General features: G+C 38.7%; 14 protein-coding genes. 7 read left to right on the top strand and 7 right to left on the bottom strand.

All coding sequences use genetic code 11. From position 1 onward, the window contains the following. Positions 1-27: 27 nt before the first annotated feature. Both H5118_RS19630 and H5118_RS19625 read right to left on the bottom strand, forming a co-directional pair. A complete protein-coding gene (locus tag H5118_RS19630; protein WP_182749843.1) occupies positions 28-2,580 on the bottom strand; it encodes an exo 1,3/1,4-beta-D-glucan glucohydrolase in 2,553 nt (850 codons plus the stop codon). After that, complete coding sequence (locus tag H5118_RS19625; RefSeq protein ID WP_182749841.1) at positions 2,580-3,854, bottom strand: sugar MFS transporter; 1,275 nt, start codon at positions 3,852-3,854, stop codon at positions 2,580-2,582. Before H5118_RS19625 ends, H5118_RS19630 begins: the two co-directional genes overlap by 1 nt. 267 nt (positions 3,855-4,121) lie before the next feature. Here H5118_RS19625 and H5118_RS19620 point away from each other — a divergent pair, with 267 nt between their 5' ends. From H5118_RS19620 to H5118_RS19610, 3 genes are all read left to right on the top strand, one after another. After that, on the top strand, positions 4,122-5,450 hold the full coding sequence (locus H5118_RS19620) for a GH1 family beta-glucosidase (protein ID WP_182749839.1): 1,329 nt from the start codon (positions 4,122-4,124) through the stop codon (positions 5,448-5,450). A gap of 46 nt (positions 5,451-5,496) precedes the next feature. After that, positions 5,497-6,819, top strand: a complete 1,323-nt coding sequence (locus tag H5118_RS19615; RefSeq protein ID WP_182720449.1) for a glycoside-pentoside-hexuronide (GPH):cation symporter — start codon at positions 5,497-5,499, stop codon at positions 6,817-6,819. Positions 6,820-6,881: 62 nt separating this feature from the next. Beyond that, positions 6,882-7,886, top strand: a complete 1,005-nt coding sequence (locus H5118_RS19610; RefSeq protein WP_002959786.1) for a LacI family DNA-binding transcriptional regulator — start codon at positions 6,882-6,884, stop codon at positions 7,884-7,886. A gap of 64 nt (positions 7,887-7,950) precedes the next feature. Here H5118_RS19610 and H5118_RS19605 read toward each other — a convergent pair whose 3' ends face one another. Both H5118_RS19605 and H5118_RS19600 read right to left on the bottom strand, forming a co-directional pair. Next, positions 7,951-8,619 (bottom strand): DUF2987 domain-containing protein, encoded by a 669-nt coding sequence (locus tag H5118_RS19605; protein WP_259398012.1) that lies wholly within the window; start codon positions 8,617-8,619, stop codon positions 7,951-7,953. Then, positions 8,612-9,418, bottom strand: a complete 807-nt coding sequence (locus H5118_RS19600) for a glucosaminidase domain-containing protein (protein WP_024606443.1) — start codon at positions 9,416-9,418, stop codon at positions 8,612-8,614. Before H5118_RS19600 ends, H5118_RS19605 begins: the two co-directional genes overlap by 8 nt. A gap of 247 nt (positions 9,419-9,665) precedes the next feature. Between H5118_RS19600 and H5118_RS19595 the strand changes: the two genes are divergently transcribed. Next, positions 9,666-10,958, top strand: coding sequence for an anti-phage deoxyguanosine triphosphatase (locus tag H5118_RS19595; RefSeq protein WP_182749837.1), 1,293 nt, complete (start codon positions 9,666-9,668; stop codon positions 10,956-10,958). Positions 10,959-11,056: 98 nt separating this feature from the next. On the opposite strand, the gene H5118_RS19590 is transcribed toward H5118_RS19595, so the two are convergent. Beyond that, a complete protein-coding gene (locus tag H5118_RS19590; protein WP_182749835.1) occupies positions 11,057-13,213 on the bottom strand; it encodes a prolyl oligopeptidase family protein in 2,157 nt (718 codons plus the stop codon). 164 nt (positions 13,214-13,377) lie between these two features. Here H5118_RS19590 and H5118_RS19585 point away from each other — a divergent pair, with 164 nt between their 5' ends. Then, complete coding sequence (locus H5118_RS19585) at positions 13,378-13,692, top strand: DUF962 domain-containing protein (RefSeq protein ID WP_182720447.1); 315 nt, start codon at positions 13,378-13,380, stop codon at positions 13,690-13,692. 512 nt (positions 13,693-14,204) lie between these two features. Continuing rightward, positions 14,205-16,775 carry a TonB-dependent siderophore receptor gene (locus H5118_RS19580; protein ID WP_182749833.1) on the top strand — a complete coding sequence of 857 codons (2,571 nt, stop codon included), beginning with the start codon at positions 14,205-14,207 and terminating at the stop codon, positions 16,773-16,775. Between the two features lie 192 nt (positions 16,776-16,967). On the opposite strand, the gene H5118_RS19575 is transcribed toward H5118_RS19580, so the two are convergent. Together H5118_RS19575 and H5118_RS19570 are read right to left on the bottom strand one after the other, a co-directional pair. Next, positions 16,968-17,423 (bottom strand): SMI1/KNR4 family protein, encoded by a 456-nt coding sequence (locus H5118_RS19575; protein WP_182749831.1) that lies wholly within the window; start codon positions 17,421-17,423, stop codon positions 16,968-16,970. A gap of 741 nt (positions 17,424-18,164) precedes the next feature. Next, on the bottom strand, positions 18,165-18,386 hold the full coding sequence (locus H5118_RS19570; RefSeq protein WP_182749829.1) for a hypothetical protein: 222 nt from the start codon (positions 18,384-18,386) through the stop codon (positions 18,165-18,167). Positions 18,387-18,717: 331 nt separating this feature from the next. Between H5118_RS19570 and H5118_RS19565 the strand changes: the two genes are divergently transcribed. Continuing rightward, positions 18,718-19,206, top strand: coding sequence for a hypothetical protein (locus H5118_RS19565; protein ID WP_182738893.1), 489 nt, complete (start codon positions 18,718-18,720; stop codon positions 19,204-19,206). Positions 19,207-19,754 lie beyond the last annotated feature (548 nt).

Raw genomic sequence — 19,754 nt, 5'->3', positions numbered from 1 at the left:
TGGTATACACACAATAGAGTTAATAAACTACTTACAAGACAGCGTAGCCTCGTCCGCTTTATTTGGTACAAACTGAATATTAGCTACAGAAATTGATGCTTTACCATTGCTGTGTAAGCTAAATGGGCTTGTTAGGCTTGCAAAATTAACACCCTTATCAGCAAAACAACCTAAATCGATTGATACTGACTGCCATTTATTTTCAATAGTTTTATCAACTACGTTTGCTAAATCAATGCTTGCACCACACTCACCAGAACAAGTCATAGCAAGGGCTACATCGCTCGTTAGTGCTTCGTTTAATTTAATATCAAAGCTAATCACACTGTTTGCTTCAACGTAGGCAATGGTATCTTCTGCAAAGCTAGTTACTATTTCAGCACTGGCTTTTTCTGCACCGCTGAAGTTAAATTGGCGCGCGTCTTCTTGTACTGTTTTGTCCTCAGTACGGTATTTAATTGCACCAAATTCATGGGTACTACTCGATACATCTAAAAGCTCATCGCCCGATTTTAACAATAAGCGCCATGGTGCTACAGGTGCACCAACAAGTATATCCATACTCGTAAGCCCTGAGTTATCAAGTTTAGAGTCTTCATCAAGGTCGTCAGCTAGCACGTTTTTATCGCCATACGTTAAACCAAAACCATAAGGAAGTAATGGATCGTAATTTTCATCGCCTCTATTAACCGCAGTTTGTACCGCCGATTTAGGCCAAGAAAACGATAGCTTACCTTTAAAGTTATTTTGGATGGTGCCGTCTGCCGCTTTTAATAACACATCAGCAATACCCGCACCTTCTGTACCTGGTAACCATGCAGCTACAAACGCATCAGATGCGTTAAGTTCGCTGTTCACCCACATAGGTCGACCTGAAATAAACACAGATATAACAGGGATGCCTTGCTCTTTTAACGAGCTTAAAAGTGCTAATGACTTTTTATTTCCGCGCTCAAACTCAAGGTTATCTTTATCGCCGTGCCCTTCTGCGTAAGGTTCTTCACCAAATACAACAATGGCAACATCAGGACGCTGTTCAAACGTACCATCAGCACTTAAAGTAACACTTCCACCTGCTGCAGATATTTGCTCTTCAAGCCCTTTGTAAATTGACGTTGCTCCTGGGAAATCTGCATTTTTATTATTAGTCCCTTGCCACGTAATACTCCAACCACCCGACTGTTTACCTATGTTATCGGCACCATCACCTGCAACAAGCACGCGTTGATTAGCTGCGATAGGTAATAGGTTATTTTTATTTTTAAGTAATACAAGCGATTCGCGCACAGCTTGGCGTGCTACTTCGCGATGCGCTTGCGCGCCAATAAGCTCTGTTTTACCCGAGTACAAACGCTTAGCCGGACTTGGTTTTTCAAATAACCCAGCGCGTAACTTAACGCGTAAAATACGTGCAACCGCATCATCAATGCGGCTCATACTTATTTTACCTGCTTTTACTTGTGCAATTGTATTTTCATATAGCGGCTTCCACGCGCCTGTTGGCACCATAAAAATATCAAGGCCAGCATTTACCGCTTCTGGGCAGCTTTCGTTAGTACAGCCTTTAATTTGCCCATGGCCGTTCCAATCACCCACTACAAAACCATCAAAACCCATACGTGTTTTTAATACATCTGTAAGTAAGTATTTATTGCCGTGATTTTTAACGCCATTCCAGCTATTAAAAGACGCCATAACAGATTGACTACCCGCCGACAAACCACCTACGTAACCTTGGGCATGAATATCAAATAGCGATTGCTCGCTGTCTATATTATTTCCCTGATCATCTCCATCAACGGTGCCGCCATCGCCAATAAAGTGCTTAACCGTGCTAATAACGCGCTTATCACTTAAAAAGTCGCCATCGGCTTTACCTTGCAATCCATTTACAATCGCTGCTGAGTAATCGTGAACAATTTTTGGATCTTCAGAATAGCCTTCGTACGTTCTGCCCCAACGGTCGTCTCGTACTACTGCTACAGTGGGTGCAAATACCCAATCTATCCCCGTAGCCATTACTTCTACTGCGGTAATAGACGCTATTTGCTCTATTAAATCTGGGTTATTAGCCGCGCCTAAACCAATGTTATGTGGAAAAAGTGTCGCGCCAATTACGTTATTATGACCATGTACTGCATCGGTGCCCCACATAGTCGGAATTTTGCTGCCGTCCACTGAGTCATCAATAGATGCTTGATACATTTTTTCTGCAAGTGCAACCCAATCCTCTGGCGTTGCATGCTTATCGCCATTAGGAAAAGCACCACCGCCATTGAGGTAAGAGCCAAAACCATATTTACGCATGTCTTCAACGGTAATATCACGAATTTCTGGTTGAATCATTTGCGCTACTTTTTGCTCAAGCGTCATATTTTCTAAAAACGTGACAATTTGAGCTTCAATAGCAGGGTCTTTTTTCACTGCAATTGAAAGCTTTGGCCAAATTTTCTCAAGCTTTGATTGCGCTTCAACATTTACTTTTTCAACATTGCTTTCGTTAGTACATCCGCTTAGTGCAGTAACACTTCCTACTAACGTTGCAATTGCTAATGCATTAAGTTTAAAAGTCGTTTTCATTATGATGGCTCCTTCACTAATACTGGTTTGCTGCCTCGTAGGCCGTAAAAAACAATAAATATGTAACATAAAATAGGTAAAACATACGAAAGTTGAACACCCACACTATCAGCAAGCGCACCTTGTAAAAGTGGCACTATTGCACCACCTACAATCGCCAAACACAAAATACCAGAGCCTTGAGCGGTATGCTTACCAAGTCCATTTAACGCTAAACTAAAAATAGTTGGGAACATAATAGAATTGAATAAACCAACCAATAGTATTGACCACATTGCTAATTGACCCGACGTGCTCATGGCAATAATGACTAAAATAATAGCCATGGTTGCGTTAAAGCCAAGTACTTTACCTGCGGGTAGTTTTTGCATTACAGCAGCACCAATAAAACGCCCAACCATAGCACCACCAAAATAATAAGTGATGTAATGAGCTGCAACATTCTCTTTTAGCCCTGCTATATTTTCTTGTGCTAAAAAGCTTACTAAAAAGCTACCAATTGCCACTTCGGCGCCTACATACATAAATATACCCACTGCACCTAATACAAGATGGCGATACTGCCAAGCACTGCCTTCAATTGCATCTGATTTTTCGGCTTCTGCTTTTTGCTCGCTCATAATGTCTGGTAATTTAAGCCAAGCAAAAATACCGGCTAGTAAAATAAGCATTGCAGCTAAAAGGAGGTAAGGAAGTTGAACTGACTCTGCATTTTGAGCCGGTGTTAAAAAGGCTTCTGACGCTGAGTCTAGAATTAACAGAGCACCAAATGATGGCGCAACAGTGGTACCTAATGCATTAAAAGCTTGGGTAAGCGTAAGTCGAGACGACGCAGTTTTTGGTGAGCCCAACAAACTTACGTAAGGATTAGCAGATACTTGCAATAACGTTATACCGCTGGCAAGTACAAATAAAGCGAATAAAAATACAGGGTAACTATGTAAAGACGCTGCTGGGTAAAATAATATACACCCGACTGCTGCAATTAATAATCCAATCACGATGCCTTTTTTATAGCCCACCTTTTTAACTATATAACCACTTGGAAGTGACATTAAAAAGTAAGCGCCAAAAAAGCAAAACTGAACCAACATGGCTTGTACATACGTTAAGTTAAATACGGCTTTTAAGTGTGGGATTAAAATATCATTTAAGCAGGTTATAAATCCCCACATAAAAAATAATGTTGTTAGAGAAGTTAATGCAAAACTGTAATTTTTATCCTGATAGTTTTGCGACTGTGTGTGTGTTGTCACTGGTGCTGAACTTGCCATGTGTTCTCCGTATTTTATTATTATAAATCTATTCTTAAGGTGCCCTGTTTTAGTTTTCAGCTGTCTTTAAACCATCCAGAAGCATTAAAGAGTTGACCTAAGAATTAATAAACACTAACCTTAAATGTAAGCGCTTTCATATGCAATTAAATACGAACAAGCTGTATATTTCAACACTTTTTATTTTTTGTACCCTCATACAGCATTAATTAAGCAAAAACACAGAGCTGATTTCTCTGTAAATGACTAACAAAAGGTTTGTTATTAATGACAAAATTATCACTACCACCCCATTCACCGCTTTTATCTAAAAACTTTGTATACGGTGTGGCCACGGCTTCTTTTCAAATAGAAGGCGGATCACAAGATCGTCTCCCATGTATTTGGGACACTTTTTGCGATACGCCCAATAAAATAGTCGATAGCTCAGACGGTCATACCGCCTGCGATCACTATAACCTTTGGCGTAATGATATAGACCTTATTGAGTCACTTGGCGTAGATGCTTACAGGCTTTCTATTTCATGGCCGCGCGTGATGACCCAAGACGCAAAATTAAATCCTGTAGGCGTGAAGTTTTATACTGATATTTTAGATGAGCTAAAACGTCGCAATATTAAAGCCTTTGTTACTTTGTACCACTGGGATTTACCGCAACACCTTGAAGATGAAGGCGGTTGGCTTAACAGACAAACAGCTTACGCTTTTGAACATTACGTAAATTTAATTACCAAAGCCTTTGGCGATCGCGTTCACTCTTATGCCACATTGAATGAACCATTTTGTAGTGCGTTTTTAGGTTACGAAATTGGTATTCATGCCCCAGGTAAAGTGGGTAAAGAATATGGCCGTAAAGCAGCGCACCATTTATTATTAGCCCACGGACTCGCTATGAGCGTATTAAAGCAAAACTCGCCTAATACATTAAATGGCATAGTGCTTAACTTTACGCCGTGTTATAGCCTTACTCAAAGTGATGAAGACTTAAAAGCCACTGCATTTGCAGACGACTATCTTAATCAGTGGTATATAAAACCAATAATTGATGCCCAATATCCTGATATAATTAATCAATTACCATTAAACCATCAGCCTGAAATTCTTGAGGGCGATATGGAACTAATTTCTCAATCTATTGATTACTTAGGTATTAATTTTTATACCCGTCAAGTTTATAAAGCGCACCCTGCTGACATTTATGAGCCTATTGCACCTACGGGCCCGCTAACTGATATGGGGTGGGAAATTTACCCGCAATCGTTCACTGACTTGCTCGTATCGCTTAATAAAACATACACCTTACCGCCTATTTATATAACCGAAAATGGTGCAGCAATGCCCGATACGTATAATAATGGTGAAGTTAACGACTTAGACCGTTTAAGTTATTATAATACTCATTTAAACGCGGTTCATAATGCAATTGAACAAGGTGTTGTTATACATGGCTACTTTGCTTGGAGCCTAATGGATAACTTTGAATGGGCAGAAGGCTATTTAAAACGTTTTGGTATTGTGTATGTAGATTATAAAACCCAGCAACGCACTATTAAAAACAGTGGCTTAGCTTATAAAGAACTCATCTCTAAAAGATAAGAGCATACCCATAACTAAAAACAAGTATAAAGCGGGATAAATAATCATGGTCAGTGTAAAAGAAAAAATAGCGTATGGCTTAGGCGACACCGCCAGTAATATTATTTTTCAAACAGTTATGATGTTTTTAATGCTGTACTACACAGACGTAGTGGGTTTATCACCCGCTGTTGTCGGTACTATGTTTTTAGCAGTACGTATTTTTGATGCCGTAACCGACCCATTAATGGGCAACCTTGCTGACAAAACACATACGCGCTGGGGGCACTTTCGCCCCTACCTACTTTGGCTTTCACTTCCTTTTGCCATTATTAGTATTTTAGCGTTTACTACGCCTGATTTAGAAGGCACCGATAAAATAATTTACGCCTTTACTACTTACACACTTCTTATGGTGGCTTACACCGCTATCAATATTCCTTATTGTGCACTGGGCGGTGTACTTACTGCAGATGTAAAAGAGCGCGTGACTATTCAGTCTTACCGGTTTGTATTTGGTATGTTAGGCGGCGTAATAGTAGCGGGTTGTACTATGCCAATGGTTGAGTACTTTGGCCAAGGCGATGCAGCTAAGGGCTATCAATACACCATGACTGCAATGAGCATTTTAGGCTTTGTACTTTTTTTACTTTGTTTTTTAGGCACAAAAGAGCGTATACAACAGCCAAAAGAGCAAAACATTCCTTTTGCCCAAAGTGTTAAAGCATTAATTAAAAACGATCAATGGCGAACACTTTGCTTAGCTGCGTTTTTTTTACTTACCGGTCAAGTATTAAGGCTTACGCTTGCTGTTTACTACGTAAAATACTATTTAGGTCGAGACGATTTAATCACCTTATTTATGACACTAGGCGTTGCAGCAAGCATGCTAGGGTGTGCTTTAGCTCAACCGCTTGCAAAGCGCTTTTGTAAAATAAAAGCCTATATAAGCTTACAAGTTATTGCCGCCGCTATTTGTGGTTTTAGTTACTTTATTAGTAAAGATCAATTAGTACTCGCATTTACTGCCTTTATTTTATGGAAATTCTTTTTAGATATGGCAACCCCTTTGTTGTGGGCAAAAATGGCCGACACCATAGATTACGGGCATGAAAAAACAGGTGTACGCATTACGGGTTTAGTTTATTCAGGCGTCATATTTTTTATTAAAATGGGCGTGGCGGTAGGCGGCGCAATTGCAGGCTGGTTGTTATCTTTTTACAGTTATCAGGCCGATGTAGTACAAACACTTGATACTCAACACGGTATTTTACTTTCATTTACTGTGTTACCTGCTTTTGGATCTTTATTTGTTGCCTACATAATGAAAAAATATACACTGACTAATCAGGTTGTTGAAAATATACAATCTAAACTAACAGCTAGTTAAGATATATACTCTAAGGTATTATTTAGCCGAAGTAGTTTAGGATAAGCGAGTGAACAAATAACATGGCAACAATTTATCAAGTCTCAGAGCTTGCGGGCGTATCGTTAGCCACCGTTTCTCGCGTGATGAACAAAAATACCCGTGTAAGCGATAAAACCAAACAAAAAGTGCTTGATGCCATGGAGCAGCTTGGCTACAAGCCTAACTCAATAGCGCAATCTTTAGCCTCTAACTGTACTAACAGTGTCGGTATTTTAGTATCTGAGTTACATGGTCCTTTCTTTGCCCAAATGATGGCAGGTATTGAGTCGGAGCTTCGTGCTGCGGGTAAACACGTTATTATTACCACCGGGCACAGTGAAGAAGACAAAGAACAAGAAGGCATTGAATTTTTAATTAGCAGACGCTGCGATGCTATTATTTTGCACGTTGAAGCCGTTTCAGACGACTACCTAATAAAACTAAGTAAAGGCTCTACGCCCGTTTATTTAATGAGCCGTTACGTAGAGCAATTAAAAGACAACTGTATCAGCCTAGATAATCAATTAGGTGGCTACCTAGCCACTAAATCGATATTAAATCAAGGCCATACACAAATAGCGTACATTGCAGGTCCGCAGTTTAAAGCCGATGCTTTTAACCGCTTAGAGGGTCATAAACAAGCACTCACAGAGGCTGGTATTAAATTTGATCCTGCGCTTTATTACATTGGGGACTTTAACGAAACCGGTGGTAGTAAAGGCTTAAAACATTTTATTGATGAAAAACTTAGCTTTACTGCACTGGTATGCGCCAATGACGAAATGGCTTCCGGTGCTATGAAATATGCTCGAGAGCACGGTTATAATTTACCAAACGACTTATCGATTGTTGGATTTGATAACGTTATTTTTGCAAACTACCTGTACCCTACACTCACGACCATAGATAATCCGATCGGAAAAATGGGCGAAATGGCTGCTAAATTAGTGCTTAAAGATGTTTATCAAAATAAAAACCTTGTTATAAATCGCTTTTTTGAACCTACTTTAATGCAGCGCGATTCATCTGCACCACTTATCAAATAAAGACTAAAAGCGAATACTAATTTTGGTACAAAAAAGCGGCTAAATGCCGCTTTTTATATGTGAGCTACTTAACAATCCAAGGCGTTACTTTAATAACGTTCGATATATCGCCAAGCACTGCGCTATCATCCTCCCAGCTATCTTCAACTGCAAAATAACACACTGACTTTTCACACGTTATATTTTCATCATCAAATTGCATTGGGCTTTTAAATGTAACTGCTACGCCCTTTTGCTCTGGTAATAAAAACCACATTAATTTACTTACAAAAAAGCCCGATAAATCAGTTAACAGCTCATCAAGTTCTTCGTTAATGGTATATAACGACTGCTTTGAAAACGTTAAATCTTCAAGTTCGTTTGCTTCTATTTGAAGTTTTAATTGGCAATCATGATCTGGATTTTGTGGCTGCACCACAATAACAGCTTTATCTGTATCAAGTTGCTTATCGAACGGTAATAATAGCTGTGCTTTATCGGTAAAGTTAAGTGGGTACTCGTTTCTTTCAGTTAAAATAGTGCCGCTTTTTATTGCGCACGCTTCGTTAGTTGCTATATCACTTATATAAAAATTAACTCGCGCATATTGAAAGTCGCCTTTGTTAACAACTTTTAATCGGTCATAAAAACCGTCATACGACATCACAAATTCTCTTGCATTAACATTAAATGCACTCATGCCCAGCAGCACTAACGCAATGGCGTTGGTGCAATTAAAAATGTATTTATTCATCAAAGTAGGCTCTATTTTGGCTAATCATCGTGTTTAGCTCTTCTATATACGCTTCACCGCGCTCAGAGTAAGACATTAAACCATGTGTAAGTTCAGTCGCTAAAATTGGTTTTTGCTCAAGACGTAAGTTTTCACGTATTGCGCGCAAATCTTTATAAGCAGGATGCGTATTTATGTTTTTAAAATAAGAGTTTATAGCAGCTCTTACCGATTTAAACGCAGCAACTTCGTGTGCAGCTCCAGTATTACGGCGTTTTGGTACCATGCCACAACCTTTTGTGTAACACCACTGACCAAAAAAGTTAAGGCCAATACGTGCAAAACGCGATGTGCCCCACGCCGATTCATTTGCAGCTTGCATAAGCGCTAATTCTTTAGGGATTATATCAACACGGCGTAGTGCTTGCGTAAGTATTAGCGTATCAATGGTGGTTGGTAAGCCGTACGACTTTAATATTGCTGCAATATCTTTGCTTTGCTTTTTTTCTAAAGGTAATTCGTTTTGTAGCATCATGCGTGCTATTTCAAGCTTAGCGCGTTGCTGTAATATTTTTTTGTTTTCGGCTTCAACGTGCGGACGAATAAAGCTAAAAAATGCATGTTTTTTTTCTTTAACATCACTAAATTCTGAAAACTTTGGCAGTTTTACATTATGTAATGGTTTTTCTTTTTTCTTCACTTTTTTTGGTTGTTCTGACGTTTGTTCATCTAGCTCAACATCATCATTTTGTATAAACGGATATGCAAGCGCCCATACAAAAAACACGGTTAGTAAAAGCTTAAAAATCGTTTTTAACATGTATTCTCTCTTTGAAACAACAACTATGCATGGTTAATACACAAGCATACGAAGGCGCATTATACCTAAGCCACTTTATAAACGCGAATAACTGGGGTTTGATGACCTTTTACGGTTGAATTTTCAGCAGTTTATTTGGTTTTAGATAAAACAGAGCCTATGTAGTGCATTTGTTCATTCGCAATTTATAAGTCCATGGGTATACTGAGCAAAGTTTAATAATATTAACTATGTGTGAGTAAGCAGTATGGATAAACAATGGCAAAGCCGAATAATAGAGCAATATAAACATCGTCCTAACGATAACCGCTCGCCGTGGCAGGTCGACCGTTCGCGTATTATTCATGCCGCAGCATTTAGGCGTTTGCAAGCTAAAACCCAAATTATGGGCATTGGCCTAAACGACTTTTACCGCACTCGCCTTACCCACTCTTTAGAAGTATCGCAAATTGGTACCGGCATATTGCGCCATTTAAAAGCGCAACATAGCGACTTTACGCACTTTCCATCAACTGGACTGCTCGAAACATTGTGTTTGGCGCACGATATTGGCCATCCACCCTTTGGCCATGGTGGCGAAATAGCGCTAAATTATATGATGCGCGATCACGGTGGTTTTGAAGGTAACGCACAAACACTGCGCATAGTTGCAAAACTTGAGCCCTACAGTAATGGCCACGGTATGAACCTAACTCGTCGTACTTTGTTAGGTTTTATAAAATACCCCGCGTTTATTAATACGCTTTGGCATACCATTCCCGATGCCACAACCGGTCGTGCATTTATAAAAGCGGATGATTGGCGACCAGCCAAAGGGTTATACAACGACGACGCAGCCATATTTAATTGGATAGTAGAACCACTGAGTCAAAACGATAAAACATTGTTAGGTAACCATGCCGCTATTGATAAGTACCGCGCTAAAACAACTTATAAATCGCTCGACAGCGCCATAATGGAGCATGCCGACGATATAGCATACGCAGTACACGACTTAGAAGATGCCATTGCAACCCACGTACTCACATTAGACGATTGGCAAACTCATGCTCTGCCCCATTTAAAAGCACTAAACTTTGACTGGCTAAACGCCATGCTTGAGTCACTCACCCAGCGCTTGTTTTCAAAAAATGATTATGAGCGAAAAGATGCCATAGGTGAGCTGGTTAATACCTTTATTATTCATATACATTTGGATATACAAAACAATAACTTTGAATGCCCTATTTTAAAGTACACCGCTAAATTAGATGCCCAATACGACAGTGTATTGCAAATACTGAAGCATTTTGTGTTTCAACGCTTAATACGTAACCCCGAAATGCAGCAAATAGAGTTCAAAGGTCAAAACTTACTAATAGAGTTATTTACCGCGTTTGCTAGCGATCCGCTGCGTTTATTGCCCGAAACAACACAAGCACAATACATAGAAGCGCAAAAGCAAAACCAAGGGATGCGTATAATTTGCGATTATTTGGGTGGAATGACCGACGAGTACGCCTATAAAACATACCAACGATTGTTTTCACCTATGCAGTAGCTAACTGCTAACTAGCAAACATTGAAAAGGCCGAGTAAATTTAATTTACTCGGCCTTTTTGCTCAGCTATTAAAGTTAGCTATTTTGTTAAAGCGCTTTTATAACGACTCTACGCCCATGTTATATAGCGTAAAACCAAATATATCAGCGTACTGCTCAATTGTTTTACTCGTTGGTGTACCTGCGCCATGCCCCGCATTGGTTTCTATGCGAATAAGCGTTGGATTATTACCCGTTTGTTTTGCTTGAAGCTCAGCGGCAAACTTAAACGAATGCGAAGGGACAACGCGGTCATCATGATCGCCAGTTGTGATCATAGTCGCTGGATACTCAACACCTGCTTTTACATTATGAAGTGGTGAATAACCTTTAATGTATTCAAACATTTCTTTACTTTGCTCACTGGTACCGTAGTCGTATGCCCAACCAGCGCCCGCAGTAAATGTATGGTAGCGCAGCATATCAAGTACACCTACAGCAGGTAGAGCCACTTGAAATAAGTCTGGGCGCTGCGTCATTACTGCGCCAACTAACAAACCACCATTAGATCCACCGCGAAGTGCTAAGCGCTTTTTAGATGTGTACTTTTTATCTTTTAAATACTCAGCTGCGGCAATAAAGTCGTCAAACACATTTTGCTTTTGCAATTTAGTGCCTGCATTGTGCCAGTCTTTACCGTACTCACCACCACCGCGAATATTAGCAACGGCGTACACACCACCTTGCTCAAGCCATACTGCATTAACGGGGCTAAAGCTTGGCGTTAAACTAATATTAAAACCACCGTAACCGTATAAAATTGTAGGGTTAGATCCATCAAGCTTAATGCCTGTTTTATAGGTAATTACCATCGGTATTTTAGTACCGTCTTTTGATGTGTAAAACACCTGCTCAGACGTGTAATCATCACTATTAAAATCAATAGCCGATTTACGATAAACACCCGATTCACCCGTAGCTACATCAAACGTATAAGTAGTACCTGGTGTTTTGTAGTTAGTGAACGAATAATAAAGCGTTGTTTGATCTTTTTTACCGCCAAAACCACGTGCTGTACCCACGCCTGGCAATGTAATTTCGCGAATTAGCTCGCCTTTTTTGTTGTACTGTTTTACCTGCGAAATCGCGTCAACCATGTAGTTGGCAAAAAAGGTATCGCCGCCTTTTGTAAGATTTAGTACGTTTTTGGTTTCAGGAATTAAATCAACCCAATTTTCAGGGCTTGGGTTACTTGCATCAACCGTCACTACTTTTTTGTTTGGTGCATTAAGGTTAGTAACTAAAAACAGCTTGCTGCCTTCGTTATCAATAACTGATGTATCTGAATCAGTATTTCCAACAACCGTTACAAACTCACTGTTTTCTTTTGTTAGATCTTTTATAAACAGCTTGTTGCCTGAAGTAGACGTACTTGCCGAAATAAGTAAGTAGTGGCCGTCATGGGTTACATCAGCGCCTACATAGCGATGTTTTTGCTCATCAGTTTCACCAAATACAACACTATCTGCAGATTGTGCAGTACCTAGCTTATGGTAATACGCTTTATGCTGATCTGTTTTAGCCGACAGCTCACTGCCTTTAGGTTTTTCGTAACTTGAATAATAAAAGCCCTCGTTACCTAACCAATCAATGCCACTAAATTTAACGTCAACAAGCGCTTCTTCAACTTGCTTTTTAGTATGTGCATCAATAACAATAATTTTACGCCAATCGCTGCCACCTTCAGATATTTGATATGCGAGCAATGAACCATCTTTTGAAAACGATAAACCTGACATAGACGTCGTACCATCTTCACTAAACTTGTTTGGATCTAAAAATACTTCAACGTCGCCGCCACCTTTACTGCGGTACAAAACATATTGATTTTGCAGACCATCGTTTTTATAAAAATAGGTGTAATCGCCTTCAGTAAAAGGAGGGCCTATTTTTTCGTAATTCATTAGTTTTTCAAGGCGCTGCTTTAACTTATCGCGATAAGGAATTTGTTCTAAATAAGAAAACGTTAAATTGTTTTGCGTTTTAACCCAATCGGCAGTCTCTCTGCTCATATCATCTTCAAGCCAACGATATGGGTCGCTAACGGCTTCTTCAAAGTAGGTATCTACTACATCGCCTTTTTTTGTTTCTGGGTATATAACTGCGTTAACTTGCTTCATAGGTGCTTTTACTTCTTCTTGAGTTACCGTATTAGTTGGCTCTGAACAGCCGCTAAGCGCTACAATTACAGCACACGCTAGAGTATGTTTAAACATCCCGAGTTCCATTCTTATTTATTAATAGTGCACCTAAGTTATTAACTTTTAGCCCTTTTGTCTATTTAGATGCGTTAAGCGCCATTTATCGCTGTAAACAAATGTAAACTTACGCTTTAATAGCACGACCCTCATTAAAATAAAAAACAATAAAAGAGCACACTATGCAAAGTACAAACCCCACGTTTAAAAGCTTTAAAGCTTTCTATCCTTATTATTTAAAAGAGCACCGCAACGTGACTTGCCGCCGCTTACATTTTATAGGAAGCACCCTCGTTCTTGTTGTAATCGCAATAGCATTATTAAAACAACACTACAGTTTATTGTGGCTATTACCTGTTATTGGATATGGGTTTGCGTGGGTCGGACATTTCTTTTTTGAAAAAAACCGCCCTGCTACTTTTAAACACCCTTTTTACAGTTTGTGGGGAGATTGGGTAATGTTTAAAGACATACTTATTGGAAAAATTAAATTTTAACACTATTTCTAGCACTCTTTTTTATACCAATTACTTATAAAAACAAAATTACTTCATGCTTTAAAGTATAGGTTCTAATAAGTAGTACATAATTTATAATACACCCATTAAATGTTAATTTAGTTAACATTTAATGGGTGTATTTTTATTTTATATTTTTAAAAATATTTATAGCTCAACAGTTGTTTATTGCCAGCCCAATAAAAATGGCTTCCTACAAATAATTAGTTAAACCTACCAACCTCATCTTACCAGTTAATTAAACGTTAAATTTAATTTTTAAATATAATTCATTATCCATCAATTACTTAGCAATTACCTTCGCTATATAACTAAAACAATGGTCATTATAAAAAACAACCAAATGTAATTATAAAAACCCTTAAATTAATTGAATGTTATTCAATTGACTGGCTTTGTTAATTAAGTATATGTTCAAGGTAACAAAGAGATTTAATCTTTATCTTTTTGTACAAAACTAAAATAATTCAATGGGTATGGGGAAATACAGCATGAATAGAAAACCGTTATTTAAATTACAGCAGTCGGTACCACAAATATTACTCGCCATGAGTGCATCAGCTGCGCTACTTGGTTCGCTCTCAGTAAATGCTGCAGAGCAAGACACCAAAGCAGAAGAAAACATCGAACAAATAAGCGTAATTGGCTCTCGCCGATTAGGCCGTACAGTAGAAGACAGTGCAGTACCCATCGATATAATTGGTGCAGATGCACTTAAAAACTCAGGCTTTACTGAAACGAATGCCCTACTTAGCAATTTATTACCTAGCTTTAACTTCCCGCAAGCATCACTTACTGATGGTAGTGACCATGTACGCCCTGCTCAACTTCGTGGTTTAGCACCCGATCACACTTTAGTGCTTGTTAATGGTAAACGCCGCCACAGTAATGCATTACTTAACTTAAATGGCTCAACGGGTCGTGGTTCATCATCAGTTGATTTAAATGCAATTCCAGCAAATGCTATCGACCGCATTGAAGTATTACGTGATGGCGCAGCAGCCCAATATGGCTCTGATGCTATAGCCGGTGTTATTAATATTGTGCTTAAAAGTGCCAGCAGCGGTGGCTCAGTGGCGGCTATATATGGTGCTAACGTAACCGAAATGGACGGTGTACCACAGCTTGAGTCTGTATCTGAAGGCAGTGATGGCAATTTAGCCTTTACCGAAGGGGGCGATCGCTCTTTAACAGACGGCCAAACACTAACGCTGCAAGGTAATATGGGTTTTGAACTTGGCGATAATGGCTTTTTAAACATTTCAACAGAATACCGCGACCGCCATTCAACTAACCGCTCTGACTACGATAATCGTGAAAACTACGCACGATTAGATGATGGCTCTCTCGACCCACGTGAACTTACCGTAAATCGATATAACCATAACTTTGGTAATGGCGATGTAGAAGACTTTTCAGTGTTTTATAACGCAGGTTACCAGTTAACAAATGAGGTCGATTTATATTCGTTTGGCTCTTACAGCAAACGCGAAGGCGAAGGCGGTGGTTTTTATCGCCGTGCAAGCGATAGCCGTAATATAGAAGAAGTTTACCCTGATGGCTTTTTACCTGTTATCACCTCAGACATAGATGACTTTTCACTGGCACTTGGCGCTAAAGGTTTTGTAAGTGAATGGAATTACGATGTATCGGCCGTATATGGTCAAGATGCATTTGAGTTTGGTGTAATAAATAGTTTAAATACCTCATACGGCCCGACTAGCCAAACAAGCTTTGATGCAGGAACACTTACTTACGATCAACTTACCTTAAACGTTGATTTTAGTCGCGAAGTAGACGTCAGCTTTTTAGAAAGCTCGGTAAGTGTAGCTGTAGGTGCTGAGTATCGCCGCGAAGGATACCAAATATATGCAGGCGAAGAAGCATCATATGCACAAGGAAAATTTGGCCCAGGAGGCGCAGTAACCGACCCAGTTGATGGCCCATTTGGCGCAGCGGGCGCACAAGTATTCCCGGGGTTTACACCCGAATCAGAGGGCGATAATAGCCGCCATAACGTGAGCTTGTATATAGACCTTGAAACCTACCTAACCGACGATTGGAATTTAGCGGTTGCCGCCCGTTATGAAGATTACTCAGACTTTGGCGATACACTTAACGGTAAAGTTGCGACTCGTTATTCATTAACTGAAGACTTAGCGCTGCGCGCCTCTGTATCAACTGGCTTTAGAGCACCGTCGTTACAACAGCAATACTTTACCTCAGTGGCCACTGTATTTGTTGATGGCGAACCAACCGAAACAGGTACGTTCGCACCAAGCAGCGATGTAGCAAAAGCACTGGGCTCACCTGGTCTTGATGCAGAAGAAGCTACTAACTACGGCGTTGGTTTTACATGGTCTACCGACTTTAATTTCAGCTTGTCGGTTGATTACTACCAAATATTAATTGATGACCGTATTGTGTTATCAAACAACTTATCGGGCGATGCTATTGCCGATTTACTTCAAGGCACAGGCGCTAACCAAGGTCGTTTCTTCTTAAATGCAATTGACAGCAAAACCCGTGGTGTTGATGTGGTTGCCTCTTATAATGTAGCAACTGATGGTTATGGCGATTTAGCCTTTAACCTAGGTTACAACTACGGTAAAAATGAAGTAACAAATATTATCGACCCACCAGCAGAGCTGCAAGGTGCTGGGTTTGATCAAGACAACCTGTTCTCAGGCACTGAGCTGCGTCGTTTTGAAGTAAGCACACCGCGTAATAAGTACAACTTAAGCGCAACATGGACTAACGACGACATACGCACCACGCTTAGAACAACACGTTACGGCGAAACTCAAGACCCTTCAGATATCCCAGAACGTAACGAAGTACTTAAGCCTAAATGGATAACCGACTTAGATGTAGCCTACTCGCTTAGTGAAAACTTATCGCTGAGCTTAGGGGCTAATAACATTTTTGATGTTTATCCAGATGCAACCCGTGAAAATGTTGACGATGTAACCACCTTCTCACGTTTATTTGCTTACTCTAGCTTCTCGCCGTATGGATTTAACGGACGCTACGTGTACGGTAAAATAGAAATGAAGTTTTAATCATTGATTAAAATATCTGCATGACTTACAACCATGCAGATATTCCTACACAGTGTAAACATATTCAAAGTTAGAAAAACCCGGCTTTGATAAGCTCTATAACTAAAACCAAAGCAAAGTAATCATAAGCAACTATTTAGTTTTGAAACCGATTAATTAACGTAAATTTATTGGTTATTTGGTTTACTTATTTCAGGCTGGAGCTAAAGATAATAAAAACAAATCAAATGAACTTGTAATTAACTCAACGTTATTGAAATTCTCCTCTTCTTGGAAGCGTGCTTCATCGTCTTTATTCCAAAAATAGACTTTCCCAAAATAGTCACCGCCAATACCTAAACAAATTTTATTGCCAATACCATCACTCGCTATCGCTAAAAGTTGACTAGGTATACTTTTGCTTAAAAAACCCCTAATGGCAAATACAGACATATTTGTATCTATATCGCAAATGCCATAAAAACAATCTAATGATATTGTGTATTCGCCATCATCTTCGTCTATGTACTCACATTCAACTTCTGGGTAACCACCATTATACTTTTCTAAAAAGTCTGTATATTCTTTAGGTGGAGCTAAATCATATTGAGAAAATTTTTCAAGGATTCTTTCATTGGATAGTTTTGGGTAACTGTTTCGGATTTTCACTAGCTTAGATCTCAAATTGATATAATAAACAACCACTACCATGGTGCACTAAACGATAAGTATTTACAAAAGAATATTTAAGAGCATATTAATTTGTTGATACGGTAATCCCCGCTAAAATACTTAGCAAAAGTACCTAGTTTATACCAACCAATTCATCTTGCGCTCAAAGAATGGATTGCTGAGCGATCACGTAAAATCACTGCGCTGTAAAATGCTTTCCTACGCCCTGTGTTTATATGCGAGGTTTTATAAGCATCTGTAAGCTCAAAGGTTTCACCATCAATAGCAACTGGAAATGTTTTATCAACACGTATAACAAACTCAAATTTGCTGCACCAAATTCTTTTCGCGTGAGATAACGCAATTGATCTGAGCGATCGAATTCAGCAACTACATAATCTGCAAAGGCATCTAACGCTTGCTAAATTTTTTCAAGGACAGTACCACTGTTTTTAGTTTTAATAGTATTAATGCCTATGGAATAACTTCTCGAATCTATTAATATCTAATTGCTAATTCCATATGCGTTTAATTGTAGTGTCGCTCTATCATTGTTTTGGTACTCATTTGTCGTTTTTAAATAAACTTAGTTCAGCATTTAGTTTACACATGCACCTTGTTGAAGCTCCAACTTTAACTTGAGTGGTAATAATTTGTCCCATCATTAGGAGAACCCATTAATTTAAATTAAAGACTTAGTTATACTATTTGTTTTTATTGGTTATTTTCAAACCAGAATTAATCTTTAATTATATTCATTATTTTATCGTAATCTACATCAACTAGCTCAGGCTCAGGAGTATGCGTAACCAGAAAAGATAAATAATCAGTGAACGTATTAAATTTAGACACTTCCTGTCCGTAGGTTTCCGTTAAAAATAGCCCTACTTCACCAGCGCGCTCAGACTCTTGCGAAAATAAAAAGTAATAACCGCCACCATCATATGTACCAATAATCACTCCATTGCTTTTCACTGATTGATATGATTAATGATTTTTATAAAGTTGCCGAAAGTAATTATCCTTTCTTATAATGCTACATAGCTTTTAATGTCTTTTATTCTCACCAACTAAACACCATGGTGCCATTTCAAAATTGCTTTACCACTTATACTCTTGTCCTAACAATAACGACGCTTGGTAATCATTCAATTTAATAAATATAAACACAGTTAAAAATTCAAAAACATTTAAATATAATGTAATTTATGTCTAAATAAACCAAGTTATTTTTGTTTGATGACTCTTTTTTAAAATAGTATTCATCAACTATCAAAGGAATGTTTATTTCATGCTTAAATTCGTCAACATTATATTTGTCACTCTTTTTGCAGTCTTAAGCTCGGGGTGTTTAGATAAACTAGATACACCAGCACTAGAAAAGCAAAGTACTCTCCTTCGTAATGCAATAAATATAAATAATTTATCTCTATTAGCTGATGCATCCTCAATTCCTTTTATAGTTACTAAGCAAGAATGGGAAACTGCAGATGACGGTTACGGTTTTGTACTAGGTAAAAAAAGTACTTTACTAGCTAGTAATGCCAAAGAGCTAAACGATGTACTTAAAATATTAGAGCCTATTAAAATTGAAGGTGAAGAACCCATAAAGCAACAGTTCACTATTTCAGATTTTACCGAAGAATTTAATAGTATTGATGAACATTGGAAATCTCTTGATATTATGGTTTTTCTTCGTGGGCAAAGCGATGTAGAGCACATAGTTATTTTAGGATTCGATAAAGAATCTTTGAAGTTACGAGCAATATATTTTAATTAGTTTAAACAATAAATAGGAGTTAGGATGGCTAGTATATTCGATCCGAAAGGAAAAAAATTTCACAACGTATTAATGCATTTTTAGATGATGCAAAAGCAACTTATGGCGTTACCGTTGGTAAGGATTCTGGTCGCACAGTTGATTGGCAGCAAAAGCTGGTACATTAGATAATTACTTAGCTCAATTTGGTTTATATAGACCATTATTAAATCATCTAACAAGCCCTGGAAAGTGGCATGTTGAGGCGAAACCTTAAACGCTAATTTATACACTTGATACTATTAACTTAAAGACCTCCTTTTGGGTCATAAACTATACGCCATGCGTTTAACTTTTATAAAATACATATACTGAAAGTAAACGCAGGGCGAAAGTAAAAAGTAAAATAATCTTGATGTTGTGCGATGCCTAGTCATGCTGTAGATGTGTGATTCATAGACATCATTTCACTTTTCGTAGTTGAAGATCACGCTGATAATTCGATAACTGAATGCGTTCATTTTCAGTTTCGTAGTTAGCGTGAACGTCTTCCCAAAGCGGTGTTTTTT

Origin of the sequence: Pseudoalteromonas sp. SR41-1, from assembly GCF_014164015.1 — a bacterium.
Lineage (GTDB): Bacteria > Pseudomonadota > Gammaproteobacteria > Enterobacterales > Alteromonadaceae > Pseudoalteromonas > Pseudoalteromonas distincta.
The sequence above is the reverse complement of the archived record's forward strand: the minus strand, read 5'-3'. Positions and strand labels throughout refer to the sequence as shown.